The organism is Streptomyces sp. A1136 (assembly GCF_004795055.1).
Taxonomy (GTDB): Bacteria; Actinomycetota; Actinomycetes; order Streptomycetales; family Streptomycetaceae; genus Streptomyces.
The window spans coordinates 24,685-50,218 of sequence record NZ_SSBJ01000001.1; the positions used below are offsets into that span (position 1 = coordinate 24,685).

23 protein-coding genes, 1 tRNA gene and 2 pseudogenes are annotated in these 25,534 nt (G+C 70.2%); 12 read left to right on the plus strand and 14 right to left on the minus strand.

The annotated features are described in order from the left end of the window. Positions 1-2 precede the first annotated feature (2 nt). The 3 genes from E6R62_RS00120 to E6R62_RS40205 all read right to left on the minus strand — a co-directional run bounded on the left by E6R62_RS00120 (position 3) and on the right by E6R62_RS40205 (position 2,809). Entirely contained in the window at positions 3-1,643 is a 1,641-nt protein-coding gene (locus E6R62_RS00120) for a polyamine aminopropyltransferase (protein ID WP_136210051.1), read from the minus strand. Between the two features lie 140 nt (positions 1,644-1,783). Then, the gene (locus tag E6R62_RS00125) at positions 1,784-2,335 is read right to left on the minus strand and encodes a DUF2617 family protein (RefSeq protein ID WP_136210053.1); all 552 of its coding nucleotides are present in this window, start codon (positions 2,333-2,335) and stop codon (positions 1,784-1,786) included. A gap of 321 nt (positions 2,336-2,656) precedes the next feature. After that, positions 2,657-2,809 (minus strand): hypothetical protein, encoded by a 153-nt coding sequence (locus tag E6R62_RS40205; protein ID WP_206308611.1) that lies wholly within the window; start codon positions 2,807-2,809, stop codon positions 2,657-2,659. A 237-nt stretch (positions 2,810-3,046) separates the two neighbouring features. On the opposite strand from E6R62_RS40205, the gene E6R62_RS00135 reads away from it, so the two are divergent. Both E6R62_RS00135 and E6R62_RS00140 read left to right on the plus strand, forming a co-directional pair. After that, positions 3,047-4,231 carry a pyridoxal phosphate-dependent aminotransferase gene (locus E6R62_RS00135; RefSeq protein WP_136210057.1) on the plus strand — a complete coding sequence of 395 codons (1,185 nt, stop codon included), beginning with the start codon at positions 3,047-3,049 and terminating at the stop codon, positions 4,229-4,231. Between the two features lie 293 nt (positions 4,232-4,524). Next, positions 4,525-5,676 (plus strand): hypothetical protein, encoded by a 1,152-nt coding sequence (locus tag E6R62_RS00140; RefSeq protein WP_240801397.1) that lies wholly within the window; start codon positions 4,525-4,527, stop codon positions 5,674-5,676. Between the two features lie 4 nt (positions 5,677-5,680). Here the strand turns inward: E6R62_RS00140 and E6R62_RS00145 are convergent, their stop codons facing one another. Beyond that, a complete protein-coding gene (locus tag E6R62_RS00145) occupies positions 5,681-6,223 on the minus strand; it encodes a YbjN domain-containing protein (protein ID WP_136210059.1) in 543 nt (180 codons plus the stop codon). Positions 6,224-6,379: 156 nt separating this feature from the next. Further along, positions 6,380-8,995 (minus strand): ATP-dependent chaperone ClpB, encoded by a 2,616-nt coding sequence (clpB, locus tag E6R62_RS00150; protein ID WP_136210061.1) that lies wholly within the window; start codon positions 8,993-8,995, stop codon positions 6,380-6,382. Positions 8,996-9,154: 159 nt separating this feature from the next. Here clpB and E6R62_RS00155 point away from each other — a divergent pair, with 159 nt between their 5' ends. Beyond that, complete coding sequence (locus tag E6R62_RS00155; protein ID WP_168713925.1) at positions 9,155-9,559, plus strand: pyridoxamine 5'-phosphate oxidase family protein; 405 nt, start codon at positions 9,155-9,157, stop codon at positions 9,557-9,559. 148 nt (positions 9,560-9,707) lie between these two features. Here the strand turns inward: E6R62_RS00155 and E6R62_RS00160 are convergent, their stop codons facing one another. Next, on the minus strand, positions 9,708-9,989 hold the full coding sequence (locus tag E6R62_RS00160; protein ID WP_136210630.1) for a (2Fe-2S)-binding protein: 282 nt from the start codon (positions 9,987-9,989) through the stop codon (positions 9,708-9,710). 342 nt (positions 9,990-10,331) lie between these two features. Between E6R62_RS00160 and E6R62_RS00170 the strand changes: the two genes are divergently transcribed. Beyond that, the gene (locus tag E6R62_RS00170) at positions 10,332-11,366 is read left to right on the plus strand and encodes a helix-turn-helix transcriptional regulator (protein ID WP_136210067.1); all 1,035 of its coding nucleotides are present in this window, start codon (positions 10,332-10,334) and stop codon (positions 11,364-11,366) included. Positions 11,367-11,435: 69 nt separating this feature from the next. Here the strand turns inward: E6R62_RS00170 and E6R62_RS00175 are convergent, their stop codons facing one another. From E6R62_RS00175 to dnaK, 4 genes are read right to left on the minus strand one after another with little or no spacing between them, the layout of a single operon-like run. Next, a complete protein-coding gene (locus tag E6R62_RS00175; RefSeq protein WP_136210069.1) occupies positions 11,436-11,882 on the minus strand; it encodes a heat shock protein transcriptional repressor HspR in 447 nt (148 codons plus the stop codon). 1 nt (position 11,883) lies between these two features. Continuing rightward, complete coding sequence (dnaJ, locus tag E6R62_RS00180; protein ID WP_136210071.1) at positions 11,884-13,071, minus strand: molecular chaperone DnaJ; 1,188 nt, start codon at positions 13,069-13,071, stop codon at positions 11,884-11,886. Positions 13,072-13,110: 39 nt separating this feature from the next. Next, on the minus strand, positions 13,111-13,794 hold the full coding sequence (gene grpE / locus E6R62_RS00185) for a nucleotide exchange factor GrpE (protein ID WP_136210073.1): 684 nt from the start codon (positions 13,792-13,794) through the stop codon (positions 13,111-13,113). After that, entirely contained in the window at positions 13,794-15,638 is a 1,845-nt protein-coding gene (dnaK, locus tag E6R62_RS00190; protein ID WP_136210075.1) for a molecular chaperone DnaK, read from the minus strand. The genes grpE and dnaK overlap by 1 nt, the downstream gene beginning before the upstream one ends. 207 nt (positions 15,639-15,845) lie before the next feature. On the opposite strand from dnaK, the gene E6R62_RS00195 reads away from it, so the two are divergent. The 3 genes and pseudogenes from E6R62_RS00195 (at position 15,846) to E6R62_RS00210 (ending at position 20,443) form a co-directional block, all read left to right on the plus strand. Beyond that, the gene (locus tag E6R62_RS00195; RefSeq protein ID WP_136210077.1) at positions 15,846-16,424 is read left to right on the plus strand and encodes a sugar transferase; all 579 of its coding nucleotides are present in this window, start codon (positions 15,846-15,848) and stop codon (positions 16,422-16,424) included. A gap of 110 nt (positions 16,425-16,534) precedes the next feature. Further along, positions 16,535-18,742, plus strand: a pseudogene (locus E6R62_RS00200) ((Fe-S)-binding protein); the annotation flags it as partial. Between the two features lie 762 nt (positions 18,743-19,504). Beyond that, entirely contained in the window at positions 19,505-20,443 is a 939-nt protein-coding gene (locus E6R62_RS00210; protein WP_136210079.1) for a Yip1 family protein, read from the plus strand. Between the two features lie 71 nt (positions 20,444-20,514). Here E6R62_RS00210 and E6R62_RS00215 read toward each other — a convergent pair whose 3' ends face one another. Continuing rightward, on the minus strand, positions 20,515-21,012 hold the full coding sequence (locus E6R62_RS00215) for a phosphoribosyltransferase (RefSeq protein ID WP_136210081.1): 498 nt from the start codon (positions 21,010-21,012) through the stop codon (positions 20,515-20,517). Beyond that, the gene (gene dcd, locus E6R62_RS00220) at positions 21,009-21,596 is read right to left on the minus strand and encodes a dCTP deaminase (protein WP_136210083.1); all 588 of its coding nucleotides are present in this window, start codon (positions 21,594-21,596) and stop codon (positions 21,009-21,011) included. The genes E6R62_RS00215 and dcd overlap by 4 nt, the downstream gene beginning before the upstream one ends. 464 nt (positions 21,597-22,060) lie before the next feature. Between dcd and E6R62_RS00225 the strand changes: the two genes are divergently transcribed. After that, a tRNA-Gly gene (locus E6R62_RS00225) sits at positions 22,061-22,134 on the plus strand. Positions 22,135-22,220: 86 nt separating this feature from the next. On the opposite strand, the pseudogene E6R62_RS00230 reads toward E6R62_RS00225, so the two are convergent. Continuing rightward, positions 22,221-22,616, minus strand: a pseudogene (locus E6R62_RS00230) (hypothetical protein); the annotation flags it as partial. A 393-nt stretch (positions 22,617-23,009) separates the two neighbouring features. On the opposite strand from E6R62_RS00230, the gene E6R62_RS00240 reads away from it, so the two are divergent. From E6R62_RS00240 to E6R62_RS40565, 3 genes are all read left to right on the plus strand, one after another. Continuing rightward, the gene (locus tag E6R62_RS00240) at positions 23,010-23,321 is read left to right on the plus strand and encodes a lasso peptide biosynthesis B2 protein (RefSeq protein WP_240801398.1); all 312 of its coding nucleotides are present in this window, start codon (positions 23,010-23,012) and stop codon (positions 23,319-23,321) included. A gap of 118 nt (positions 23,322-23,439) precedes the next feature. Beyond that, positions 23,440-23,613: a hypothetical protein gene (locus E6R62_RS40560; protein ID WP_240801399.1), complete on the plus strand. Its 174-nt coding sequence runs from the start codon at positions 23,440-23,442 to the stop codon at positions 23,611-23,613. After that, the gene (locus E6R62_RS40565; RefSeq protein ID WP_240801400.1) at positions 23,610-23,891 is read left to right on the plus strand and encodes a GNAT family N-acetyltransferase; all 282 of its coding nucleotides are present in this window, start codon (positions 23,610-23,612) and stop codon (positions 23,889-23,891) included. Before E6R62_RS40560 ends, E6R62_RS40565 begins: the two co-directional genes overlap by 4 nt. Positions 23,892-24,260: 369 nt before the next feature. Here E6R62_RS40565 and E6R62_RS00250 read toward each other — a convergent pair whose 3' ends face one another. Continuing rightward, positions 24,261-24,557: a lactococcin 972 family bacteriocin gene (locus E6R62_RS00250; RefSeq protein WP_136210085.1), complete on the minus strand. Its 297-nt coding sequence runs from the start codon at positions 24,555-24,557 to the stop codon at positions 24,261-24,263. A 657-nt stretch (positions 24,558-25,214) separates the two neighbouring features. Between E6R62_RS00250 and E6R62_RS00255 the strand changes: the two genes are divergently transcribed. Then, a complete protein-coding gene (locus E6R62_RS00255) occupies positions 25,215-25,511 on the plus strand; it encodes a lactococcin 972 family bacteriocin (protein ID WP_136210087.1) in 297 nt (98 codons plus the stop codon). Positions 25,512-25,534: the final 23 nt, after the last annotated feature.

Consider the following 25,534-nt stretch of genomic DNA (forward strand, 5'->3'; position numbering starts at 1 on the left):
GCCTACGTGTACCTCGGGTGCGGGAGCGTCGAGGGCGGCAGGCCGGTCACCCGGGTGCGTTCGGCCACCCGGGCCGCGTCCTGGAGGTCCGGGGTGGACACCGAGCGCAGCCCCGGCGTGTCGCGGTCGACCCGCAGCCGCGGTACGGCGTCCCGGGCGGCGAGCACGAAGCCCCAGTCCTGCGGCCTGGCACCGCTGCCGCCCTGGGCGCGGTCGGGGCCGGCGGCGAAGCCGGAGAGACGGCCGCCCGCGCTGTAGGGGGCGGTCCGCAGACCGGCCGCCCGCAAGGTGGCCTCCACCGTCCAGTACGCCCGCGGCCGGGTGGCCAGGGGCCCCGCGTGCACCGCGATCCGGCCGCCGGGGCGCAGGGCGCGCGCGGCCAGACCGTAGAACTCCTGCGAGTACAGCTTCGTGCTGGGCGTGATGCCCGGGTCGGGCAGGTCGGAGACGATGACGTCGAAGCGGTCCCGCGCGGCCGGGCCCCGCAGCCAGTTGAAGGCGTCCTGCGTGACGACGCCCAGACGCGGGTCCTCGTACGCCTGGCCGTTCAGCTCGGAGAGCATCGGATCGGTACGGGCGAGCCGGACCACCCCCGGGTCGAGTTCCACGACGGTCACCGAGGCGACGTCCCGGTAGCGCAGCACCTCGCGGGCGGCGAGCCCGTCACCACCGCCGAGGACCAGGACCCGCTCGTGCGGGCCGGCCATCGCGGGGTGCACCAGGGCCTCGTGGTAGCGGTATTCGTCGTAGCCGCTGACCCTCAGCCGCCCGTCGAGGTACAGGTCGAGCGAGCGCGGCGACCCGGTGGCCGGTCCGGTCAGCACCAGTTCCTGCACGTCGGTCTGGACGGCGACCCGCACGTTCCCGCCGTAGACGGCGCTGCGCGCGATCCGCTCGAAGTCGTCGGCCAGCAGGGCCGCGGAGGCGAGCACGACGAGGACCATCACGTTCGCGGCGATCAACAGCCAGCGGCAGCGGCGGCTGAGGTCGTGGCGGAACAGCCACAGGACGAGCCCGCCGCCGACGGCGGCGTTGACGGTGCCGGTGAGTACCGCGCCCGTGAGCTGGCCGAGGACCGGCAGCAGCAGGAAGGGGAAGGCGAGGCCGCCGACGAGGGCGCCCACGTAGTCGGCGGCGAACAGGTCCGCGACCGCGCCGCCCGCGTCCTGCCGGTGGATGCGCTGGATCAGCACCATCAGCAGTGGGATCTCGGCGCCGATGAGGACGCCGATGGAGAACGAGAAGGCGACGAGCGCGGGCCGCGACTCCCCCAGCCACGCGAAACTCGCGTACAGGGCCATGGCGGACAGACCGCCCAGCAGGGCGAGGCTCGCTTCGACGGCGGCGAATCCGAACGCGGGTCGGGCGCGCAGGCGTTTGGCGAGCAGGGAGCCGACGCCCATGGCGAAGACCATGACGGACAGCACCACCGACGCCTGGGTGACGGAGTCCCCGATGAGGTAGGAGCCGAGCGCGAGCAGCTCCAGCTCGTAGACGAGACCGCAGGCGGCGCAGACGAAGACGGTGGCCAGCACGAGCAGCCGGCCGGTCCGGGGCCGTACGGGCAGGGCGGCCGGGACGGTCGCCACGCCCCGCGGCCCCGGAGCCGGCAGCACCCGGCGCGGTACGGAACGGTCGATCATGCAGCGAACCGTACGTCACCACCCACTCGCACCCCGTCACTCACATGGGTGTCGATGGTGTACCGATCCAGCCAATCGGCGTAACCGCGAGCGGGGCGCGGGCCGGCCTCACGTCGACGCCACGGCCGCCCGGACCGGCCTCACAGCGACGCCACGGCCACCGACTCCGGCGTACCCACGCCCGCGCCCGTCCGCACGCCCACCCGCGTGCGCGTGGCGACCAACTGGCCCTCCTGCGGGTACGCGTGCCAGGTCCGCCACCGCACCTGTCCTTCGTGGCGCTGCGCCAGCAGGGCGGTGAAGGCGTGCGGGCTGCCGGGGAAGGTGCCGGCGAGCCCGTTCGGGTGATCCGCGACCAGCGCGAGGAGTTCCTGGGCGCGCCCGGCGAACGAGCCGCGCGAGAGGGTCTCGACGCGCGCGGCGAACTCGTACTCCCAGTCGCCCACCCGCTCGGCCACGCCCAGCGGCAGCGGGGTGCTGCTGCCGGGCATGCAGGCGACCGTCTCCGAACAGAGCACCTCGCCCTCCTCCAGGAACACCTGGTGGGAGGCGCCGAGCAGGCGCAACTCCACCTTCGCGCCCGCGAGCTGGAGGTTCAGTACGGCGAGGGCGGGCAGCCGGTCCCGTCCCAGGGCCCAGGCGAGATCGGCGGCACGCGTGTCGGTGTAGGTGGTCTGGAGGGTCGTGAGCATGAGTCGGCTCCGCAAACGCGCGAGGGAGGTGGGCCGGGGACCGCCAGCGGTTGGTCAACGGGTGGGGGGACTCCGGCACGGGTCCACAGGAAGTCCAGGGAGGTCCGAGGACTGGTCTACTCAACCGAGGGAATCATGAAAGGCACGGCACTCACAGCGTTTTTACCCAACTTGAAGGGGTTTACATCCCCCCGGGGGCTACCCGGTTCACGTGTTCAACAACATGCCGCCCGTACGTCGTAACGCGAGGGCGGACGCGGGTACTGACGAGGTGCTAACAAGGAGACGCCCAAGGGAAGTTGTCCCCGCTGGGCGTCCCGTTTACGCGGTGTCGACCGTACCGATCCTCAACTGGATCCGCATCCGCCGCCACCGCAGGAGGAACCGCACGACGAACCGCAGGAGGACGAGGACCCGCAGGACGAGCCGCCGGAGCACCCGCCCGAGGAACCGTCGGAGCCGCTCGCGGCCCACCAGCTGCTGTCACTGCCGCCGCCGCCGCTCCCGCCCCCCGCGGCCTTGACGGCCACGGCGATGACGATCCCGACGAAGACGACACCCAAGAGCACTATGGCAAGAACCATCTTCTCGCCCCTCTCTGAACCCCCGGACCCCCGGGGTACGGGACCCCCGTGTCCCGTGTGCGGGGGAGATTCCCGCGGGCCACCCGCGCCAAAGCACACTTGAGCAACTCCAGAGGTTGCCCGCAGGATGGCCGCCATGAGCGCACCCGCGGGCGGCAGCCGCCCCTTCCTGAACCGCCGTCTGGCGGCCTTCGGCACTACCATCTTCGCGGAGATGTCGGCCCTGGCCACCGCCACCGGATCGATCAACCTGGGCCAGGGCTTCCCCGACACCGACGGTCCGGCCGAGATCGCGGAAGCGGCCGTACGCGCGATCCGGGACGGCAGGGGCAACCAGTACCCGCCGGGGCCCGGCGTCCCCGAACTGCGGCTCGCGATCGCCGAGCACCAGCGGCGCTTCCACGGGCTGACGTACGACCCCGACACCGAGGTCCTGGTCACGGCGGGCGCCACGGAGGCCATCGCGGCCGCCCTGCTGGCCCTGCTCGAACCGGGGGACGAGGTCATCGCCCTGGAGCCGTACTACGACTCCTACGCCGCCTGCATCGCCATGGCCGGCGGCGTCCGCGTCCCGCTGACGCTGCGCGCCCCGCACTTCCGCCTCGACGTCGACGCCCTGCGCGCCGCCGTCACCCCCCGGACCCGACTGCTCCTGCTGAACACCCCGCACAACCCCACCGGTACGGTCCTGACCCCGGCGGAGCTGGCCGCCGTCGCGGAGCTGGCGATCGAGCGGGACCTGCTGGTCGTCACCGACGAGGTCTACGAGCACCTCGTCTTCGAGGGTTCGCACACCCCGCTCGCCTCCCTGTCCGGCATGCGCGAGCGCACGGTCACCATCTCCTCCGCGGGCAAGACCTTCTCGTTCACCGGGTGGAAGGTCGGCTGGGTCACCGCGCCGCCCGCGCTGGTGGCGGCCGTCCGCTCGACGAAGCAGTTCCTCACGTACGTCTCCTCGGGCCCCTTCCAGCACGCGATCGCCGAAGCGTTGGCCCTGCCCGACACGTTCTACGAGACCCTCCGCGCGGACCACCTCGCCAAGCGCGACCTTCTCGCCGACGGCCTCGCGGCGGCGGGATTCGAGGTCTTCCGCCCCCAGGGCACCTACTTCATCACCACCGACATCACCCCGCTGGGCGAGAAGGACGGCCTCGCCTTCTGCCGCGCCCTGCCGACACGCTGCGGCGTGGTCGCCATCCCCAACCAGGTCTTCTACGACGACCAATCGGCCGGTGCCACCCAGGTCCGCTGGGCCTTCTGCAAGCGGAAGGAAGTCCTGGCCGAGGCGGTGAGCAGGCTCGGGCGGCTGTAGCGCGACGGCGGGCCGGGCACCCGACGACGGCGGCCGGGGCACCCGAACGGGCGCGCCGGCGTCCCCCGAAAGACTTGCCGCCTCAGCGGTGTGCGGGGCGGTCACCTGGGCAAACGGCGGTGCGGCGGGTGTCGGCCGGGCATCGGCCCAGGGCCGGCCTCGTAGGGTTGGCCCGTCGTGGGGAGGCCGGCCGGGAGCCGTCCCCTCCACCGCGGGCTCCGGGGTCGACCGGCGCCGGAGCGAGGCTGACGCACGCGAACGCGCCGGAAGCGCCGGCGGGAAGACCGGGAGACATGGCTGCGGTTTCGACGGGTCCGACGCTGTCCCCGCGGCCGTCGCGGACGCGCACGGACGGCCCGTCGCCGGCCCTCCTGGCGCTCGGCGTGTTCGCCGCCGTGCGCGGGGCGGGGGTTCTGATCATCACCGTCGGGGCCTGGTGGGCCGGGCGGGACCCCGTCCGGGTCCTCGGCGGGTCCTGGGACTCCGTCTGGTACCTCGGCATCGCCGCCCATGGGTACGGCCGTACCCAGATGTGGGCGAACGGCTCCGTACAGAGCGACTACGCCTTCTTCCCGCTCTACCCCGCACTGGTGCGCCTCGCGGGCGGCGGCGCCCTCGCCGCGCTGGCGGTGGCGTGGGCCGCCGCGGCCGGGGCCGCCCTCGGGGTCCACCGGGTCGGGGAGCGGCTGCTGGGGGCCCGGGGCGGGGTGTTGCTGGTCGCCCTGTGGGCGGCGCTCCCGCACGCCGTGGTGCTGAGCGCCGGCTACACCGAGGCGCTGCTGGCGGCGCTCGCCGCCTGGGCCCTGTACGCGGTGCTGCGGGAGCGCTGGCTCTGGGCCACCGCGCTGTCGGTCCTCGCCGGCCTGACGCGGCCCACCGGGATCGCCGTCGCCGCCGCGGTGTCGGTGACGGCCCTGCACGCGCTGGCGATACGCGGCCGGCGCGCGCCCGAGGTGTGGGCCGCCGCGCTGCTGGCCCCGGCGGGCTGGGTGACGTACGTCCTGGCGGTGGGGGCGCGCACGGGGCATCCGGTCGGCGGGTACTTCACCGTCCAGCGGCGCTGGGGGTCCCGCTTCGACTTCGGCGTGGGCACGCTGCGCGACGCCGAGAAGGTGCTGACGGGCGCGCCCGTGCCGCTGGCCACCACCGTGACCGTGGCGGTGCTGGTCGTGGCGGCGCTGCTCGCGGTGCCGCTGCTCCTGGACCGGGCCCCGCTGGCGCTGCTCGTTTACACCGGGGTGCTGATGTTGATCACCTACGGCGGCGGCGGGTTCTTCGAGTCGAAGCCGCGCTTCCTGCTGCCGGCGTTCCCCTTGCTGCTGGCGCCCGCCGCCGTCATGGCCAAAGCCCGGCCGCGCACCGCGGTCGTGGTGACCGCGGGGCTGGCCGGGCTCTCGTACGGCTATGGGGTGTACCTGCTCCTGGTGGCGCGGGTACCTCTGTGACGGGTCAGTTCTCCTCGTCGCCCTTGTCGTCCCCGCCGTCGGCGGAGTCGGCGTCCTGCTCCAGGCCGAGCTGCTCGACGAGCCACTTGTCGAACTCGATCGAGGCCCGGACCCAGCTGACGGTGGAGGACACGAAGTGCTCCAGGTTGACGCCGGTACCCACCAGCATCTGTGCTTCGCCGATCAGGCGGACGGAGCCGTCGTCGTGCGTGTGGCTGTAGACCTTCGGCCACAGGGTGCGGCGGTTCCAGTCGTCGATCGTCTCCAGCAGCTGCGGCTTGTCTTCGATGCCGTGCGGACGGTCGTAGAAGGTCCGCACCGAGAAGACCTGCTGCTCGCCGTCGCCGCGGAACATGAAGTACGTGCGGAACTCCTCCCACGGCGCCGCGAGGTCACCCTCGTCGTCGACGACGTACTTGAGCTCCATCTGCTCCAGCAGCTGCTTGACCAGATCCTGGTCGGGGACGACGGGGCCCGCCGGTCCTGTGGCCTGCGGATCGGGCTGCTGCCCTCCGAAGTTCGGAATCGAGGCCGGGTCGATGCTCACCGTGTACTTCCCTTCGTGCGGATGATGTCATCCTCCCCCATCGGTCCCACCCCGTGTCCAGCCCCGCACGCCCGATCCGCTCCGGGCGGACACGAGTAGGACTCCGGTAAGGACCGGTGGGCGCCGGGGCCCGGCCTCGGGGGCCCCGGCGGGGTGTCACAGCGCCTTGCCGACCAGCAGGTCCTCCCCCGCCACGTCCACGCGGACCGTGTCGCCCTCGCGGACCTCGCCCGCGAGGATCTCCTTGGCGAGGCGGTCCCCGACGGCCGTCTGGATCAGGCGGCGCAGGGGCCGGGCACCGTAGGCCGGGTCGTTGCCCTTGTCCGCCAGCCAGGCCAGGGCCTCCGGCGTGACGTCCAGGGTCAGTCTGCGGTCGGCCAGCCGCTTGGCGAGGCGGCCGATCTGGAGCTCGGCGATGTGGGCCAGCTCGTCGCGGCTGAGCGCGGAGAAGACCACCAGGTCGTCCAGGCGGTTGAGGAACTCCGGCTTGAAGGACGCCCGCACCACTTCGAGGACCTTGGCCTTCTTGTCCTCCGGGGACGCCCCGGCGTCCATCGAGCCCTGCCCGCTCAGGAACTGGCTGCCCAGGTTGGAGGTCAGGATCAGGATCGTGTTGCGGAAGTCCACCGTGCGGCCCTGGCCGTCCGTGAGGCGGCCGTCGTCCAGGACCTGGAGCAGGATGTCGAAGACCTCGGGGTGGGCCTTCTCCACCTCGTCCAGCAGGACCACGGAGTAGGGGCGCCGGCGCACGGCCTCGGTGAGCTGACCGCCCTCCTCGTAGCCGACGTAACCGGGCGGCGCGCCGACCAGCCGGGCCACGGAGTGCTTCTCGCCGTACTCGGACATGTCGATGCGGACCATCGCCCGCTCGTCGTCGAAGAGGAAGTCCGCGAGTGCCTTCGCCAGCTCGGTCTTGCCCACGCCCGTCGGGCCCAGGAAGAGGAACGAGCCCGTCGGCCGGTCCGGGTCGGCGATGCCCGCCCGGGTGCGGCGTACGGCGTCGGAGACGGCCCGCACGGCCTCCTCCTGGCCGATCAGGCGGCGACCCAGCTCGGCCTCCATGCGCAGCAGCTTCTGCGTCTCGCCTTCGAGCAGGCGGCCCGAGGGGATGCCCGTCCAGGCGCCGACCACGTCCGCGATGTCGTCCGGGCCGACCTCGTCCTTGACCATGGCGTCCTTGGACGGTCCGGCCTGGGAGGCCTCGGCCTCGGCCTCCGTGGCCTCCGCCAGCTCGCGCTCCAGGGCCGGGATCTCCCCGTAGAGCAGCTTGGACGCCGCGTCGAAGTCACCGTCGCGCTGGGCGCGCTCGGCCTGCCCGCGCAGGTCGTCCAGGCGCTCCTTGAGCTCGCCGACCCGGTTGAGGGACTGCTTCTCCTTCTCCCAGCGCGCGGTCAGGCCGCGCAGTTCCTCCTCCCTGTCCGCGAGGTCCTTGCGGATCTTCTCCAGGCGCTCGATGGAGGCCGGGTCGGACTCGTTCCGCAGTGCCAGCTCCTCCATGCGCAGCCGGTCGACGGAGCGCTGGAGCTCGTCGATCTCCACGGGGGAGGAGTCGATCTCCATGCGGAGCCGCGACGCGGCCTCGTCCACCAGGTCGATGGCCTTGTCCGGGAGGAAGCGGGAGGTGATGTAGCGGTCCGAGAGGGTGGCCGCGGCGACGAGGGCGCTGTCGTTGATGACGACCTTGTGGTGCGCCTCGTAGCGGCCCTTGAGGCCGCGCAGGATGGCGATCGTGTCCTCGACGGTGGGCTCCGCCACCAGCACCTGCTGGAAGCGGCGCTCCAGCGCGGGGTCCTTCTCGATCCGCTCGCGGTACTCGTCGAGCGTGGTCGCGCCGACCATGCGCAGCTCGCCGCGGGCCAGCATGGGCTTGAGCATGTTGCCCGCGTCCATGGCGGAATCGCCGCCGGCGCCCGCGCCGACGACCGTGTGCAGCTCGTCGATGAAGGTGATGATCTGCCCGTCGCTGGACTTGATCTCGGCGAGGACGGTCTTGAGCCGCTCCTCGAACTCGCCGCGGTACTTCGCGCCGGCGACCATCGCGCCGAGGTCCAGGGAGACGAGCCGCTTGTTCTTCAACGACTCGGGGACGTCGCCCTTGACGATGCGCTGGGCCAGGCCCTCGACCACGGCCGTCTTGCCGACGCCGGGTTCGCCGATGAGCACCGGGTTGTTCTTCGTACGGCGGGAGAGGACCTGGACGACGCGCCGGATCTCCTGGTCGCGGCCGATGACCGGGTCGAGCTTGCCCTCGCGGGCGGCAGCCGTGAAGTCGGTGCCGAACTTCTCCAGCGCCTTGTACTGGCCCTCCGGGTCGGGAGTGGTCACCCGCCGGCCTCCTCTTGCGTTCTCGAATGCGTCCAGCAGCTTCCCCGCGGTCGCGCCCTGGTCGGAAAGGACCTCGCCGGCCGCCCCGCCCTTGGCGGCGAGGGCGATGAGGAGGTGCTCGGTGGAGAGGTACTCGTCGCCGAGTTCGCCCGCCTCGGAGTCGGCCTCGGCGAGCACGGCGAGCAGCTCGCGCGTGGGCTGCGGCGGCGCGACGGTGGAGCCCGTGACGCTGGGCAGGGCGGCGAGCAGCCGCTCGGCGCCGGTGCGCACGGCGGCCTGGTCGGCGCCGGTCGCGGCGAGCAGGTCGACGAGGTTCTCGTTGTCTTCGCCGGCGAGCAGAGCCAGCAGCAGGTGCGCGGGGGTCAGGTCCGGGTGGCCCTCCTTCACGGCCCTGCTGGTGGCCGCGTTCAGCGCGTCCCGGCTCTTGTTCGTCAGCTCGGCGTCCACCGCCGCTCTCCTCTCCGTGGCAGGTTCGGATCGTCACGCCCCAGCATGACATCCGGTGTGACAAGTACAGCGTGCACAAAGTTGAGTCTATTCCACTCAAGGTGCTTTTCAAGAGTCGACCGGCCAAGGCGCCGCCGGCCCCGGACGTACGCTTCGCCCATGGCCCACGACGTACTCCACCCCACGCCCGAATACCTCGCCTTCTGGCAGGAACGGCACGTCTGCACCCTCACCACCCACCGCCCGGACGGCAGCCCGCACGTGGTGCCGGTGGGCGTGACCTACGACCCCGAGGCGGGGCTGGCCAGGGTGATCAGCAACAAGCACAGCAAGAAGGTGCGCAACGTCCTGGCGGCGCCCGACGGAGTCGCGAGGGTGGCGGTGTGCCAGATGGAGGGGCGGCGCTGGGCCACCCTGGAGGGGCGCGCCACGATCCGCACGGACGAGGCGTCGGTGGCCGACGCGGTGGAGCGCTACGCGCGACGGTACGGACGGACGCCGTCGCCGAACCCGGACCGGGTCGTCCTGGAGATCGCCCTGGACCGCGCCATGGGCCGCGCCTGAGCGACCGGGGCGGGCGCCCGGCGCAGCCGGCGCACGGCCCGACGGAAACCGGGCCCGGACATCACAACGGCGCCATCGTGGTCAGGTCCACGATGGCGCCGTTGTGTGGGGGTAGCGCCTGAGCGATGTGCAACGAGGGGGAATCGCTTCAGGCACTTCGGGGGGTGGCGGCGGTGATATCGGGCTCGAACAGCTGGTGGTCACGCTGGTCGAGGTTGACGAAGACCATTCCGTACCGCACCTCACAGCGGACGGGCTGCGGTGCGCCCCGGGGGCGGCGCAGACAGCGGTAGGCCCGGACGTCTTCGTCCTCTTCTCGTACGACGACGATCGGCTGGCCGAACAGGGTGACCATCAGCGAATCGCCGGCATGGGGGATCGCCGTGGCGAGGTCGATGAACTGCCACCCCGACCGGTACGCCGAAGCCATCTCGCGGCGGAAGTCCCGGTCGTCGGGGGTCACTGGGAAACCTGCGCAGGAGCGCTGTTCCAGCCTAGGTCCTGGGGAGCCGTGTTCCAGCCGAGATCTTGCTTGCCTACCGACTCGACGGGCGTACCGGCACTGGCCTGAACGCTTCCCGCGTCCCCGTTGACGGCGACGACTGCCCCGAAGACCGCAACGGCGGAGAAAACAACGGCAAGCGCCGAGCGAAGCATTCTCTTATACATGGTCGGCTTCGTCCTCACTTGATGGAATCCTCTCCCCCGCAGTGACAGACGATGGCTTATTCAGGCACGTCAGTGCCACAGGGACGATGCATCATGTTCTTACATGTTCAGGACCCTGGGGGGTGGAGATTTGGTAAGAAGCGAGACAAACCCGACACATCCCCACCCCGTCACGGAGATGTGCGCCGAAGGGGCACGTCTTTACGCGGCCGCCCTGAGCACCGGCCGGGTCGCCCGCGGCGAGGTCAGGAACGCCCCCTGCCTGCTCGAATTCGCCCTGCTGCGGCCTGATCCCGATGACGCGAACCAGCTCCGCGCGGTTCCGCCGTCCGTCGCGCTCGCGCAACGGCTCCACCCCATCGAACGCGAGATCCAGGACCGCAGACGCACTGCTGTAGATCTCACCGATGCATTCGAGCCGTTCCTGACCATCAGCGCGCAGAGTCCCGCCAACACCCACGCCATCACGGTGCTGGAGGGAATCGACCAGATCAACGCCGCTCTCGACCTGGCCACCGCCGAGTGCCACACCGAGGCCCTGACGGTCCAGCCGGGCGGCGCCCGGCCCACCTTCATCCTCAGCGAGGCCCTGGAGCGCGCCGCGCCGCTCATCGACCGCGGGGTGAGCATCCGTACGCTCTACCAGCACACCGTGCGGCACAGCCAGGGCACGCTCGCCTACGTGGACCGAATCTCCACGGGCAAGGTGGAGATCCGCACGCTGGAAGAACTCATCGAGCGCCTCATGATCTTCGACCGCACGGTGGCCTTCATCCCCGCGAGCGACGACCGCCGCGTGGCGCTGGAGCTGCGGCACCCGGGGCTCGTCGACTACCTCATCAGGGTCTTCGAGCAACTGTGGCGCAGGGCGATCCCGTTGGGCGACGAGGTGCCGTACACGCACACGCCGGACGGCATCTCCGGCGTACAGCGCTCCATCGCCCAGCTGCTCATCGAGGGGCACGTGGACGAGGCGATCGCGCGCCGGCTGGGGATGAACGTACGCACCTGCCGCGCGCACATCGCGAAGCTGGCGACCGTCCTGGGCAGCGGCAGCCGGGCGCAACTCGGCTTCCTCATCGCGCAGTCCGGCATCCTGCACAGCGCGTCCCCGCCACTGCCCCCGGGCCAGGTCTGACGCCGCGAAGCGCAAGGCCCCGCCCGGAACCATCCGGGCGGGGCCTTTCCCGTGCCGTGCGGCGGCGCCTCAGCCCTGCGGGCGCTTGGGGCGCCAGACGACCAGGGCGTTGCCCGGCTGCGGCGGCTGGTACGGGACCAGGTCCCGCCGGTACGAGGCGTGTACTTGTGCCTCCCTGGCCCGCAGGGTGGCGGCCGCCCCGTCCACAGCCGTGGACAACTCGGCCACGCGCTGCTGCAAGGCCGCGACCTGGTTCTCCAGCTCGATGATCCGCTTGATCCCCGCGAGGTTGATGCCCTCGTCCTGGGACAGCGCCTGCACCGTGCGGAGCAGCTCGATGTCTCTGGCCGAATATCGACGCCCGCGCCCGGCCGTCCGGTCCGGTGAGACCAGGCCGAGACGGTCGTACTGGCGCAGGGTCTGCGGATGCAGTCCGGAGAGCTGGGCGGCCACCGAGATCACATAGACCGGTGTCTCGTCGGTCAGTTGGTACGGGTTCTTGCGGCGGCCGTCCATCTCATGCTCCCTTCGCGGACTCGAACAGCGCGGCACGCGGGTCCTCGGACCCGGTCGCGTCGCGGTACATCTCAAGCGCCTCGCGGGCCTTGTCGGACAACTCCGCCGGGACGGCCACCTCGACCGTCACCAGCAGGTCGCCCCGGGTGCCGTCCTTGCGGACCGCGCCCTTGCCCCGGGCGCGCATCGTACGGCCGCCCGGGGTGCCCGGCGGCAGTTTCAGCGTGACCGAAGGACCGTTCAGGGTCGGCACCTTGATCTCGGCGCCGAGGGCCGCCTCCGCGAACGTCACCGGGACGGTCACCGTCAGGTTGTCGTCCTTGCGGCCGAACACGGGGTGGCTGCCCACGTGGACCACCACGTACAGGTCGCCGGCGGGCCCGCCGCGTTCGCCCGGCGCGCCCTTGCCGCGCAGCCGGATCCGCTGGCCGTCGGAGACGCCCGCCGGGATCCGGACCTGCATGGTGCGGGAACTACGGGCCCGACCACTGCCCTTGCAGACGTCACAGGGCGTCTCGGCGATCAGGCCGCGACCCTTGCAGTCCGCGCACGGGTCGGTCAGCGAGAAGCCGCCGCCGCTGCCCCGCGACACCTGGCCGGTACCGACGCAGGTCGGACACACCCGGGGGGTGCCGTTCTTGTCGCCGGTGCCCGAACAGGCCTTGCACGGGGCCTGCGAGGACATCCGGAGCGGGACCGTGGCCCCGTCCACCGCCTCCGTGAAGGAGAGGGTGACCTCCGACTCGATGTCCTGGCCGCGCCGGGGCTGGGTGCGGGCTCCCGCACCGGGGCCCGCGCCGCCGCGGTTGAACAGGCCGCCGAAGACGTCCCCGAGGCCGCCGCCGAAGCCGCCGCCCGCGCCGGCGCCCGGCTGGGCGCCGCCGAAGAGGTCACCGAGGTCGAAGTTGAACGACCCCCCGGCCCCGCCCGGACCGGGGCGGAAGCCCCCGTTGCCGAACAGCGCGCGGGCGTCGTCGTACTCCTTGCGCTTCTTGGCGTCCCCGAGGATGTCGTTCGCCTCGGAGATCTCCTTGAAGCGCTCCTCGGCCGAGGCGTCGCCCTTGTTGGCGTCCGGGTGGAACTCGCGGGCGAGTTTCCGGTACGCCTTCTTGATCTCGGCCTCGGTGGCGTCCTTGGGGACACCGAGGACCTTGTAGTAGTCCTTCTCGACGAAGTCCTTCGTGCTCATCCCCGGCGGCCCTCCTCTCGTACGGCTACATGTTCGACGTCAGCCCTTGTCCGGGGCATCCGTGTCCTTGTCAGACGGCGTGTCGCCGTCCGCGGACTCGGACTTCGCGGCGGGCGCCGCGCCCGGCTGGGGCTCGGCCACCGCGACCCGGGCGGGACGGATGGTGCGCTCGCCGATCCGGTAGCCCGGCTGCAGGATCGCCACACAGGTCGTCTCGGTGACGTCCGGTGCGTACGAGTGCATCAGGGCCTCGTGCACCGTCGGGTCGAAGGGCTCGCCCTCCTTGCCGAACTGCTGCAGCCCCATCTTGGCGGCCGCCGTCTCCAGCGACTCGGCCACCGACTTGAAGCCGCCGACCAGTTCGCCGTGCTCCCGCGCCCGGCCGATGTCGTCGAGCGTCGGGAGCAGTTCCGTCAGGAGGGACGCGACCGCGATCTCCTTGACGGCGATCCGGTCCCGCTCCACCCGGCGGCGGTAGTTCTGGTACTCCGCCTGGAGCCGCTGGAGGTCCGCGGTGCGCTCACCCAGCGCGGTACGGGCCTGGTCCAGCTGCGCCACGAGGGCGGTCTCCTTGCCGAGGGTCTCGGCTGCTGCGTCCCCGGCCGGGGCCGCCTCGTCCTCCTTGGAGGAGTCGGCGGCCTTCGGCTCGGCTGCCGCGTCGTCCGCGCCGGCGCCGGTGGGGACTTCGGGCTTCTCGTCGAAACCCTGGGTCTCCTCCGACATCAGGCAGCGCCGCCCTTCGGCTTCTCGTCGTCCACGATCTCGGCGTCGACGACGTCGTCGTCGGCCTTCGCCTGGCCGGCCTCGTCCGCGCCACCGGCGGCCTGGGCCGCCTGGGCGTCGGCGTAGATCGCCTGGCCGAGCTTCTGGCTGACCGCCGCGACCTTCTCCGTGGCCGTGCGGATCTCGGCGGTGTCCTCGCCCTTGAGCTTCTCCTTCAGCTCGGCGACGGCCGCCTCGACCTCGGTCTTGACGTCACCGGGGACCTTGTCCTCGTTGTCCTTGACGAACTTCTCCGTCTGGTACACGAGCTGCTCGGCCTGGTTGCGCGTCTCCGCGGCCTCCTTGCGGCGCAGGTCCTCGTCCGCGTACTGCTCCGCCTCCTGGCGCATGCGGTCGACCTCGTCCTTGCCGAGCGAAGAGCCGCCGGTGACGGTCATCTTCTGCTCCTTGCCCGTGCCGAGGTCCTTCGCCGTGACGTGCATGATGCCGTTGGCGTCGATGTCGAAGGAGACCTCGATCTGCGGGACGCCGCGGGGCGCCGGCGGCAGACCGGTCAGCTCGAACATGCCGAGCTTCTTGTTGTACGCCGCGATCTCGCGCTCGCCCTGGTAGACCTGGATCTGCACCGACGGCTGGTTGTCCTCGGCCGTCGTGAAGATCTCCGACCGCTTGGTCGGGATGGTCGTGTTGCGCTCGATGAGCTTGGTCATGATGCCGCCCTTGGTCTCGATACCGAGGGACAGCGGGGTCACGTCGAGGAGCAGGACGTCCTTGACCTCACCCTTGAGCACACCGGCCTGCAGGGTCGCGCCGATGGCGACGACCTCGTCCGGGTTGACGCCCTTGTTGGCGTCCTGGCCACCGGTGAGCTCCTTGACGAGCTCGGCGACGGCCGGCATGCGGGTGGAGCCGCCGACCAGGACCACGTGGTCGATCTCGGACAGCTGGATGCCGGCGTCCTTGATGACGTTGTGGAACGGGGTCTTGCAGCGGTCGAGCAGGTCCGCGGTCAGCTGCTGGAACTGGGCGCGGGTGAGCTTCTCGTCCAGGTGCAGCGGGCCCTCGGCGGACGCCGTGATGTAGGGCAGGTTGATCGAGGTCTCCGTGGAGGAGGACAGCTCGATCTTCGCCTTCTCGGCGGCCTCGCGCAGACGCTGCAGCGCCATCTTGTCCTTGGACAGGTCGACGCCGTGGCCGTTCTGGAACTGCTTTACGAGGTAGTCGACGACGCGCTGGTCCCAGTCGTCACCACCGAGGTGGTTGTCACCGTTGGTGGCCTTCACCTCGACGACGCCGTCGCCGATCTCCAGGAGGGACACGTCGAAGGTGCCGCCACCGAGGTCGAAGACGAGGATGGTCTGGTCGTCCTTGTCGAGACCGTAGGCCAGGGCGGCGGCCGTCGGCTCGTTGACGATGCGCAGGACGTTGAGACCCGCGATCTCGCCGGCCTCCTTCGTCGCCTGACGCTCGGAGTCGTTGAAGTAGGCCGGGACGGTGATGACCGCGTCCGTGACCTTCTCGCCCAGGTACGCCTCGGCGTCGCGCTTCAGCTTCTGCAGGATGAAGGCGCTCATCTGCTGCGGGTTGAAGTCCTTGCCGTCCAGGTTGATCTTCCAGTCAGTGCCCATGTGGCGCTTGACCGAGCGGATCGTACGGTCCACGTTCGTGACCGCCTGACGCTTGGCGACCTCGCCGACGAGGACCTCGCCGTTCTTGGCGAAAGCGACGACGGACGGCGTGGTCCTGGCGCCCTCGGCGTTGGTGATGACGGTGGGCTCGCCGCCTTCCAGAACGCTGACGACGGAGTTAGTGGTGCCCAGGTCGATGCCGACCGCACGTGCCATTTTGATTCCTCCAGCTGACTTGAGTGGAACAGACTCAAGGATGCAGGAAGCCTCCCCCCGCGTCAACAGAGGTGAGCCGACCCGACTCAACTCTTACCTCACTCTTACGCTCAACCAGCGGTTCCGCCCCTGCTCGGCGGGGCCGAGCGGGCGACGCCCGCAGCGCGCCGACCCGGGCGGGAGGCGGCCGTGCGGGACGGTGCCTGCATGCCGCTGCCGCCCCTCACGCTCCCCGCGCTCCGGCGTCCCGCCCGACCGATCCGCCGGCCGGACCTCTCCGCGAAGCGGGTGCTCGACCTGCTCGGCGCGCTACTGCTGGCCGTCGTGTCCGCCGCCCCGCTCCTGGCGGCGGCCGCCCTGCTGTACGCGGCCGGGCGCGGGGCCCGGCGGCGCGGGGCGGGGGGCGCGCGGGTCCTCGTGCGGGAGCCGGCGGCCGGGAGGGGCGGGCGGACGTTCCGGACGTGGCGCTTGCGGACGGAGGACGCCGGGCGGGTCGGGGAACTCGTGGAACGGTGCGCCCTGGACGCGCTGCCGCAGCTGCTCAATGTGCTGCGGGGCGAGATGTCACTGGTCGGTCCGCGCCCCGAAGCGGGCGTGGACAGGGCCGATAGGCTGCTCGTACGGCCCGGTATGACCGGATTGTGGCAGGTGAGCGCCCGCTCCGACCTGCCCTGGGAAGAGATGGCCCTGCTGGACCGGCACTATGTGGAGAGTCACTGGCTGGGGATGGATCTGGCGATCCTCGCGCGGACCCCCCGGGCCGCCTACCGACAGAGGCATGCCTGAGCGACACAGATCACCGCACGCCCACCTACTTTGGGGCGCGGGAACTGGGTAACCTCAAGCCTTGACTCAATAAGTTACCGCTTAGTAAGTCCCGCCCGAGGAGCCGTCCCATGCAACTCGCCGCGATCATCGTGTCGCTGGTCCTGACCGTGATCGGCGTTGCGCTGCTCGCCCGAGCCGTGGCGCAGATCTACCGGTTCGTGAAACTCGGCCAACCCGTGCCGGCGGGCAGCCGCACGGACCGACCGAAGGAACGAACGCTCACCCTGGTCAGGGAGTTCCTCGGCCACAGCCGGATGAACCGCTGGGGCATCGTCGGCTTCGCGCACTGGTTCGTCGCCATCGGCTTCCTGACGCTGCCGCCGACGCTGCTGCAGGCGTACGGCCAGCTCTTCCAGGCCGACTGGACGCTGCCGATCGTCGGCGACTTCCTGCCCTTCGAGCTCTACATCGAGTTCATCGGCGTCATGACGATCCTCGGCATCGTCGTCCTGATGGCGATCCGGCTGCTGTCGCTGCCCTCGCGGGCCGGCCGCAAGTCGCGCTTCGCGGGCTCCAAGGCCTGGCAGGCGTACTTCGTCGAGTACGTGATCCTCACCATCGGCCTCGCGATCCTCACCCTGCGCGGCCTTGAGGGCGCGATCCACCACGTGGACTCGTACGAGCCGGCGTACTTCGCCTCGTACCCGCTGGTGCTGGCCTTCAAGGGCCTCTCGCTCGGGACCCTCCAGAACGCCATCTACTTCACCGCGATGGTCAAGATCGGCGTATCGCTGATCTGGATGATCGTGGTCTCGCTCAACACCAACATGGGTGTCGCCTGGCACCGCTTCCTCGGCTTCCCGAACATCTGGTTCAAGCGGAACGCGGACGGCGCGACCGCGCTGGGCGCGCTCCAGCCGATGACCAGCGGCGGCAAGGAGATCGACTTCGAGGAGCCGGGCGAGGACGACGTCTTCGGCGTCTCCCAGGTCGAGCAGTTCTCCTGGAAGGGCATCCTCGACTTCTCCACCTGCACCGAGTGCGGCCGCTGCCAGTCGCAGTGCCCCGCGTGGAACACGGGCAAGCCGCTCTCCCCGAAGCTCCTGATCATGTCGCTGCGCGACCACGCGCACGCCAAGGCGCCGTACCTGCTCGCGGGCGGCGGCAAGGACATGGAGGGCAACGAGAAGGCGACCGCCGAGCAGTTGAAGGACGTTCCCGCCTCCGCCCTGGCCGAGGCGGAGCGTCCGCTGATCGGCACGGTCGAGGAGAACGGCGTCATCGACCCCGACGTGCTGTGGTCCTGCACCACGTGCGGCGCGTGCGTCGAGCAGTGCCCCGTCGACATCGAGCACATCGACCACATCGTCGACATGCGGCGCTACCAGGTGATGATCGAGAGCGCGTTCCCGTCCGAGGCGGGCACGATGCTCAAGAACCTGGAGAAGAAGGGCAACCCCTGGGGCCTCGCCAAGAAGCAGCGGGTGGAGTGGACCAAGGAGGTCGACTTCGAGGTCCCGATCGTCGGCAAGGACGCCGAGGACCTCTCCGAGTTCGACTACCTCTACTGGGTCGGCTGCGCCGGCGCGCTGGAGGACCGGGCGAAGAAGACCACGAAGGCCTTCGCGGAGCTGCTGAACATCGCGGGCGTCAAGTTCGCGATCATGGGCGGCGACGAGAAGTGCACCGGTGACTCGCCGCGCCGCCTGGGCAACGAGCCGCTGTTCCAGCAGCTGGCGCAGGAGAACGTGGCCATGCTGAACATGGCCTTCGGCGAGGACGACGAGGACCCGGAGACGCGCAAGCCGAAGTCGGCGAAGCGGATCGTCTCGACCTGCCCGCACTGCTTCAACACCATCGCGAACGAGTACCCGCAGCTGGGCGGCGAGTACGAGGTCATCCACCACACGCAGCTGCTCCAGCACCTGATCGACGAGGGCCGGCTGACGCCGGTCACGCCGGTCGACGGGCTGATCACCTACCACGACCCCTGCTACCTGGGCCGACACAACAAGGTCTACACGCCGCCGCGCGAGATCATGTCGGCCGTGCCGGGCCTGCGGCAGCAGGAGATGCACCGCCACAAGGAGCGGGGCTTCTGCTGTGGCGCGGGTGGCGCGCGGATGTGGATGGAGGAGCGGATCGGCAAGCGCATCAACAACGAGCGCGTCGACGAGGCCCTGTCCCTGAACCCGGACATCGTGTCGACCGCGTGCCCGTTCTGCCTGGTGATGCTCACCGACTCGGTGAACGGCAAGAAGAACGAGGGCCAGGCCAAGGAGTCCGTCCAGGTGGTGGACGTGGCGCAGCTGCTGCTGGAGTCGGTGAAGACCCCGGGCCCGGACGCGGAGGCGCTGGCACTGGCCGAGGCGGAGGAGGCGGCCGCGGCCGCCGCCGCCGAGGCGGAGGCCGCTGCTGCGGCCGAGGCCGCGAAGGCTGAGGCTGCCGCGAAGGCCGCTGCTGCGGCCGAGGCCAAGGCCAAGGCAGAGGCCGAAACCAAGGCGAAGGCTGAGGCGCAAGCCAAGGCGGAGGCGGAAGCTGCCGCGAAGGCCGCGGAGCCGAAGGCGGACGCGGAAGCCGAGCCGAAGCCCGAGGCCGAGGCAGAGCCGGAGGCCGAGGTTTCCGAGCCGGAGGCCGAGGTTTCCGAGCCGGAGGCCGAGGCCGAGGTGCCCGCGCCCAAGGCGGAACCGAAGCCCGAGGCCAAGACCGAGCCCAAGGCCGAGGCCGAGCCTGAAGCTGAGGTTTCCGAGCCGAAGCCCGAGGCCGAGGTGCCCGCGCCCAAGGCGGAACCGAAGCCCGAGGCCAAGACCGAGCCCACGGTCAAGACCGAGCCGGAGGCCGAGGACAAGGCCGACGCGCCCGAGGGCGCCAAGTAGGCCTGGGTACCCACACGTGCGCCACGCGGGTCCGAGCGGACCCGCAACGGCATCGGAACGGCCGGTCCCCCCACCAGGGGGCCGGCCGTTCCGGCTTTCCCGCACGCACGCGCCGTGACACCCCCGGGAGTTCCCCTAGGGGATGTCACAGCTCAGCCGCAAAGGACGCCGGTTCCGGCCGCCCGCACACCCCCGCCCGCCGGACCAGGTACTTTCGATCACGTGGCTGGATTCAGGATCGGACGCGGCCGGGACAACAACCGCACCCCGCAACAACCCCCGCGGCAGCAGCCGTACGGTCGGCAGCAGGCGCCAGGCGCGCCGCAGGCACCGTACGGCCGTCAGCCCTACCCACCCGCCGGTCCCGCCGGTCCCCCTCCGCAGCAACAGTGGCCCCAGCAGGCCACCGGCGGCGCCCGGGACCACGGCGAGCCCGAGTACTTCGACCCGTACGGTCAACCACACCCCCAGGCGTACCAGCAGCCGCCGGCGCACGAGGCCTCGTACGCCGACAACCCCGGCTACACCCAGGCCTTCTCGATCGGCGAGGACCCGTACGGCCAGGCCGCGCCCTACCAGGGCGCGACGTACCAGGCCGGCTCGACCGCCGCCCCGGCTGGGCCGAGGCTGCCCTGGAAGGAACTCCTGCGCGACATCGTGATGCGGCCGGGCCCGACCTTCTTCCGGATGCGCGACTACCCCGTCTGGGGTCCGGCGCTGATCGTGACGTTCCTCTACGGCATGCTCGCGGTCTTCGGCTTCGACAAGGCCCGCGAGGACGTCATCAAGGCCACGCTCGGCCAGGCCGTCCCGATCGTCCTCAGCACCGGCGTCGCCTTCGTCCTCTGCGGCCTGATCCTGGGCGGCGTGACCCACACCCTGGCGCGTCAGCTGGGCGGCGACGGGGCGTGGCAGCCGACGGTGGGCCTCTCGATGCTGGTCATGTCCATCACGGACGCGCCCCGGCTGCTGTTCGCGATGTTCCTCGGCGGCGACAACATGCTCGTCCAGATCCTCGGCTGGGCCACCTGGCTCGCGGCGGGCGCGCTCTTCACCTCGCTGATCAGCAAGTCGCACGACCTGCCCTGGCCGAAGGCCCTGGGCGCGTCCGCGATCCAGCTGATCGCCCTGCTGTCACTCATCAAGCTCGGCACGATCTGAGCCATGCGGGAACGGCGAAGGGGACCGGCACGCCGGTCCCCTTCGCCGTTCCCCTCGTACGTCCCACGCCGTCAGGCGTCGAGGACCTGGCCCTCGCGCTTGACGACGGGCGGCTCGACCGACCAGGGGAAGTTGATCCACTCGTCGGTCTTCTTCCACACGTACTCGCACTTCACGAGCGACTGCGACTTCTCGTAGATGACGGCCGACCGGACCTCCGCCACCGTGCCCAGGCAGAAGTCGTGCACCAGCTTGAGCGTCTTGCCGGTGTCGGCGACGTCGTCGGCGATCAGCACCTTCTTGTCGGTGAAGTCGATCGCCTCCGGCACCGGGGCCAGCATGACCGGCATCTCCAGCGTCGTGCCGACGCCCGTGTAGAACTCCACGTTGACCAGGTGGATGTTCTTGCAGTCCAGCGCGTAAGCCAGGCCGCCCGCGACGAAGACGCCGCCGCGGGCGATGCTCAGGATGATGTCGGGCTCGTAGCCGTCGTCGGCGATGGTCTGTGCCAGCTCGCGTACGGCGCGCCCGAACCCGTCGTAGGTCAGGTTCTCGCGTACTTCGCTCATGCCTCGTGCCTCACCTGGGTGCGGTGGAAGTTCTGGAAGGAGCGCGACGCCGTCGGGCCGCGCTGGCCCTGGTAGCGCGATCCGTAGCGCTCGCTGCCGTACGGGAACTCGGCGGGGGAGCTGAGCCGGAACAGGCACAGCTGGCCGATCTTCATCCCCGGCCACAGCTTGATCGGGAGCGTGGCGAGGTTCGACAGTTCCAAGGTCACGTGGCCCGAGAAGCCCGGGTCGATGAAGCCGGCGGTCGAATGCGTGACCAGACCCAGGCGGCCGAGGCTCGACTTCCCCTCCAGCCGGGAGGCGATGTCCTCGGGCAGCGAGATGACCTCGTAGGTCGACGCGAGGACGAACTCGCCCGGGTGGAGGATGAACGCCTCGTCCCCCTCCGGCTCGACCATCCGGGTCAGGTCCGGCTGCTCGGTGGCGGGGTCGATGTGGGCGTAACGGTGGTTCTCGAAGACCCGGAAGAACCGGTCGAGACGCACATCGATGCTGGAGGGCTGCACCATCGACTCGTCGAACGGGTCGATGCGAACCCGTCCGCTGTCGATCTCGGCCCGGATGTCTTTGTCAGAGAGAAGCACGTCCCGAGGATACGCAGAGCGCGCGGGCCACCCCCAATCGAGAGCCGCGCCCGCGCGCCCCGTCACTCCACCCCGACGGCTACCGCTTCGCGCCACCCACGGGCACGGCGTGCCTCAGCCGCGCGCACCGCGGACACCGCAGCAACCGCCCCGGCCCGATCCGGGCGGCACCGAGCTGCCGCAACGGGAACGAAGCGGTGCTGAAAACGTGCCCCTCGGCACAACGGACGACGGTGTGCTCCATCGAGTCCCTTTCCCCAAGCCGTACTGCGACGAATCGCCACATTAGGGGATGACCCAGACTCACTCCAGCCGCCGCTCCGAACCTTAAGCCACACCCCAACTCCCGTCCGCACGCCCCCTCCTGTACCCCTGGAACGACGACGACCCCGCGGCGGATTCACCGGGGGTCGATCATGAGGTAGAGTGGGCAACGATGAGGTTCCAGACAACTGGATACCTATGCGGATGTAGTTTAATGGTAGAACATGAGCTTCCCAAGCTTATAGCGCGGGTTCGATTCCCGTCATCCGCTCCACGACAAAGCCCCAGGTCAGCGACCTGGGGCTTGTTTGTTGTCTGGACCTATCGGGGCCCGCGCGCCATTCGCGCGCCATAACTCCCCTAACGAGGCGTCAGGTTGTTGCCGTGCCTCTTGTGCGGATCACCTCGCCCGAGCGGCCCGACCGGATGCCGACGGGAGGGCACGAACATACGCCCGATCCCAGCCGGGCCGGGCCGCCCGCTGTCACCGGGCACCCGCTGGAACCGGACGGTGGCGTCGATGTCGTCGGCGAGCCTGCGCTGGTGCTCCTTCGTGGAGTGCTGGTAGATCAGCTGGGCCCGCTCCGAGGACTGGCCCGCGCGGACCATGAGGTCCTTCAGCTTGGCACCGGCGTCGGCGGCGAGCGTGTTCCCGGTGTGGCGCAGGTCGTAGAAGCGGAACTCCTTCGGCATGCCGACCGCATCGCGGGCCTTACGCCACTTGCGGCCGAAGGACGTACCGCGCAGAGGTGCGCCGCCTCGCTGCTGCCTGGGCCCGTCGACACAGTCAATGTCCTCCAGCGCTGGCGGTTCCCTTCCGAGGGCACCGAGGTGGCCCGCCTCCTCATCTCGGAGCTCGACGCCATCCAGCACGCACGTCCGCTGGGGCCACCAGACGCCGCACGGCCCGCTCCGAACACGATCCTTCTGCGCCTCTGGCCAACCCCGACGGGCGTCGTCCTACTGGTCGGCGACAACGACCCCCGACCGCCGACACCCCAGTCCCCCAGCGACAGCGCCCTGGGCGGCCGCGGCCTCCTGCTCACCGCCACCATGGCCACCCGCTGGGGCTACCACCCGCCGTCCACACCCTGGCAAGTACGTCTGGGCCGAGGGCCCGCCCCTCGGCCGCCATCAGCGAAGCTCCCGATGGTCGCAGCCAGACCAGCCCACTCCTTCTGGGGCAGGTCCTCACCTCACTACGGGAGCTCTAGCAATCGAGCCTGCTCTCGGCCTCTCGTGGCGGACCCAGCATGCTCGGCTCAGGGGGGCCTCACGCCGGCCCGCTGGGCCTGCCTGGAGCAGTCCACCGCCGGGACGCTGCTGCCGGACGCCGCCGGACGCCGGGCCGAATGGCGCCACGGCATCGCAGCCGATCCGGTCCGACTACACGCCTGGATAGAGGATGCTGCGGGGGGGGACCGGTGGAGGAGCCGGCCGAAACCGCCATGTACGTCGTGACCCACGCCCAGGACGGACTGGGCCCCAAGCGCAAGGGTCCGGAGACGAGTTCCCCGCGAGCGACCCGCAGATCCTGCTGCGCGGTGACCGGCTCGGCCTCGGCCAACCCCGCCGCGAGATGCTCCCCGACTACCACCGCTGGGAGAAAGATCCGGGGACGCTCCTCGGGTACGGCAACCAGTTCCCCCAGGCATGGGAGGTGCGCGAAGGCGGATGGTCCGGCCAGCGCGGCAACCACAATTACCCGCAGTTCGAGGTGATCCGCCTCGATGACATGACTCCCGTGACATGACTCCCGTCGGCATCACCACGCTCACCGTGAACACATTCGTGCGCACCGCCGAGTACGTGATCCTGGTGGCACCGGGAGAACACGGCAAGGGCTACGCGGAGGAGGCGACCCGGTTAACGCTCGACTGGGCCTTCCACCTCGGCGCACTACGCGCAGTGTGGCTGGAGGTCTTGGAACCGAACACGGCCAGGATCTCCACCTATGAGAAGTTCGGCTTCAAACAGTCCGTATGCGGCAATCGGGGTTCTGGCTGGGGCAGCCGGTCGATGAACTACTGATGGACGCACTTCCCGAAGACTTCCCCGGTCCGTCCGCCCTGAAGTAGTGACTCTCCGGTCAAGCCGGGACCTGAGGACAGGCTGTGCACCCCAGTTCCGGCTACCTTGCGTCGGGCACCGGCCGGCCCCGTGTGGGCCTTGGCCGGTCCCCGTCCGGGTGGGCGCACTCAGTGCCCCCGCAGCTCCTTGAGGCGGGCCGCGTAGAGCAGAGCAGCCCGCATGGCCTCGTCAGGCTCGGCAACTTCGAGGCGGTCAGGGTGGCCGTCTACGAAGAAGCATGCGCTTGGCCATGAACGGGGCACCCACTGTCCACGTCTGAGGCGCGTCTACTGGCTGCCGTCATATGGGAAGCCCGCAACGTAGGGGTGCTCAGCCGCAGCTGGAGCGGTAGTACGACTCGTTGCCCCACATCGCCTCGTCCGCGGACGCGTAGGACGTATCGCCCGCCTTGACGTCGCCGCTCTGCGCGAAGTACTTGCCCTTCACCGAGGAGCCGTGGCAGTTCTTGGCGTGGTAGAAGTTCGAGTACACCTGGTCGTTGCTGTTGGTGCCGTAGAACCACTTGCCACCGCTGACATCGACCGACTGCGCCAGTGCCGGCGTGGCAAGACCCACAACGATGAAACCGGCCGCGACGGCGGCCTTGATACGGGTGCTGACCTGCATGTTTAGCTCCACTCCATCTTCCGATCACAGTCATGATCGGGAACGAGCCCTCATAGTGCAGACCCGTAAACCCAAGATCAACTAAAAAAATCGGTATGGCTGAAACCACACCGCTACTCCCGGTGGCGCCTAAGACTGCTGGCCCCAGGGCCCCACGGGACCAGAGCTCATCAGAGGCGCCCCAAGGCCCTCACGGGCCGCTGGCTCAAAGACGTCGGAGCCGTCAGGTGCTCAACACTGGCCGCCGCTCCGAGAGCACGCTCGGTTCAACTCGGGGGACGCCGCGCCCTCCAGCGCCCGCGGGCCAGAGAGTCCGACGCGAGAGGTTCAGCAGCCAACCCTGTTGGTGGCCGGAACTCTGGTCTTTGAGGTGAAGGCCAGCCGAGAGGGGAAGCGGGGGAGGGTGGGCTTGTCCAGCGAGCCGCTGGCACCGAGCACACGTCGATGCATCTCAGCCAGCACCCTAGCCAGGGCGCTGGCCCTGCAAAGACTCTCGAACCCTTGTGGGCCCAGGCTGCATGGACGTCGGCACAACTGTTACGCCAGGCACGGTTTCAGCCATACCCATTTTTTTAGTTGATCTTGGGTTTACGGGTCTGCACTATGAGGGCTCGTTCCCGATCATGACTGTGATCGGAAGATGGAGTGGAGCTAAACATGCAGGTCAGCACCCGTATCAAGGCCGCCGTCGCGGCCGGTTTCATCGTTGTGGGTCTTGCCACGCCGGCACTGGCGCAGACGGTCGATGCCAGCGGTGGCAAGTGGAGCTACGGCACCAACAGCAACGACCAGGTGTACTCGAACTTCTACCACGAGTCGAAGTGCCACGGCTCCTCGGTGAAGGGCAAGTACTTCGCGCAGAGCGGCGACGTCAAGGCGGGCAACACGTCCTACGCGTCCGCGGACGAGGCGATGTGGGGCAACGAGTCGTACTACCGCTCCAGCTGCGGCTGAGCACCCCCACGCTGCGGGCCACC

Coding starts and splice junctions, on each gene's coding strand:
- E6R62_RS00120 (WP_136210051.1), bottom strand. CDS start 1,643: ATGATCGACCGTTCCGTACCGCGCCGGGTGCTGCCGGCTCCGGGGCCG.
- E6R62_RS00125 (WP_136210053.1), bottom strand. CDS start 2,335: ATGCTCACGACCCTCCAGACCACCTACACCGACACGCGTGCCGCCGAT.
- E6R62_RS00135 (WP_136210057.1), top strand. CDS start 3,047: ATGGCCGCCATGAGCGCACCCGCGGGCGGCAGCCGCCCCTTCCTGAAC.
- E6R62_RS00140 (WP_240801397.1), top strand. CDS start 4,525: ATGGCTGCGGTTTCGACGGGTCCGACGCTGTCCCCGCGGCCGTCGCGG.
- E6R62_RS00155 (WP_168713925.1), top strand. CDS start 9,155: ATGGCCCACGACGTACTCCACCCCACGCCCGAATACCTCGCCTTCTGG.
- E6R62_RS00160 (WP_136210630.1), bottom strand. CDS start 9,989: ATGGCTTCGGCGTACCGGTCGGGGTGGCAGTTCATCGACCTCGCCACG.
- E6R62_RS00170 (WP_136210067.1), top strand. CDS start 10,332: ATGTTCAGGACCCTGGGGGGTGGAGATTTGGTAAGAAGCGAGACAAAC.
- E6R62_RS00175 (WP_136210069.1), bottom strand. CDS start 11,882: ATGGACGGCCGCCGCAAGAACCCGTACCAACTGACCGACGAGACACCG.
- dnaJ (WP_136210071.1), bottom strand. CDS start 13,071: ATGAGCACGAAGGACTTCGTCGAGAAGGACTACTACAAGGTCCTCGGT.
- grpE (WP_136210073.1), bottom strand. CDS start 13,794: ATGTCGGAGGAGACCCAGGGTTTCGACGAGAAGCCCGAAGTCCCCACC.
- dnaK (WP_136210075.1), bottom strand. CDS start 15,638: ATGGCACGTGCGGTCGGCATCGACCTGGGCACCACTAACTCCGTCGTC.
- E6R62_RS00195 (WP_136210077.1), top strand. CDS start 15,846: ATGCCGCTGCCGCCCCTCACGCTCCCCGCGCTCCGGCGTCCCGCCCGA.
- E6R62_RS00215 (WP_136210081.1), bottom strand. CDS start 21,012: ATGAGCGAAGTACGCGAGAACCTGACCTACGACGGGTTCGGGCGCGCC.
- E6R62_RS00240 (WP_240801398.1), top strand. CDS start 23,010: ATGGTCGCAGCCAGACCAGCCCACTCCTTCTGGGGCAGGTCCTCACCT.
- E6R62_RS40560 (WP_240801399.1), top strand. CDS start 23,440: ATGCTCCCCGACTACCACCGCTGGGAGAAAGATCCGGGGACGCTCCTC.
- E6R62_RS40565 (WP_240801400.1), top strand. CDS start 23,610: ATGACTCCCGTCGGCATCACCACGCTCACCGTGAACACATTCGTGCGC.
- E6R62_RS00250 (WP_136210085.1), bottom strand. CDS start 24,557: ATGCAGGTCAGCACCCGTATCAAGGCCGCCGTCGCGGCCGGTTTCATC.
- E6R62_RS00255 (WP_136210087.1), top strand. CDS start 25,215: ATGCAGGTCAGCACCCGTATCAAGGCCGCCGTCGCGGCCGGTTTCATC.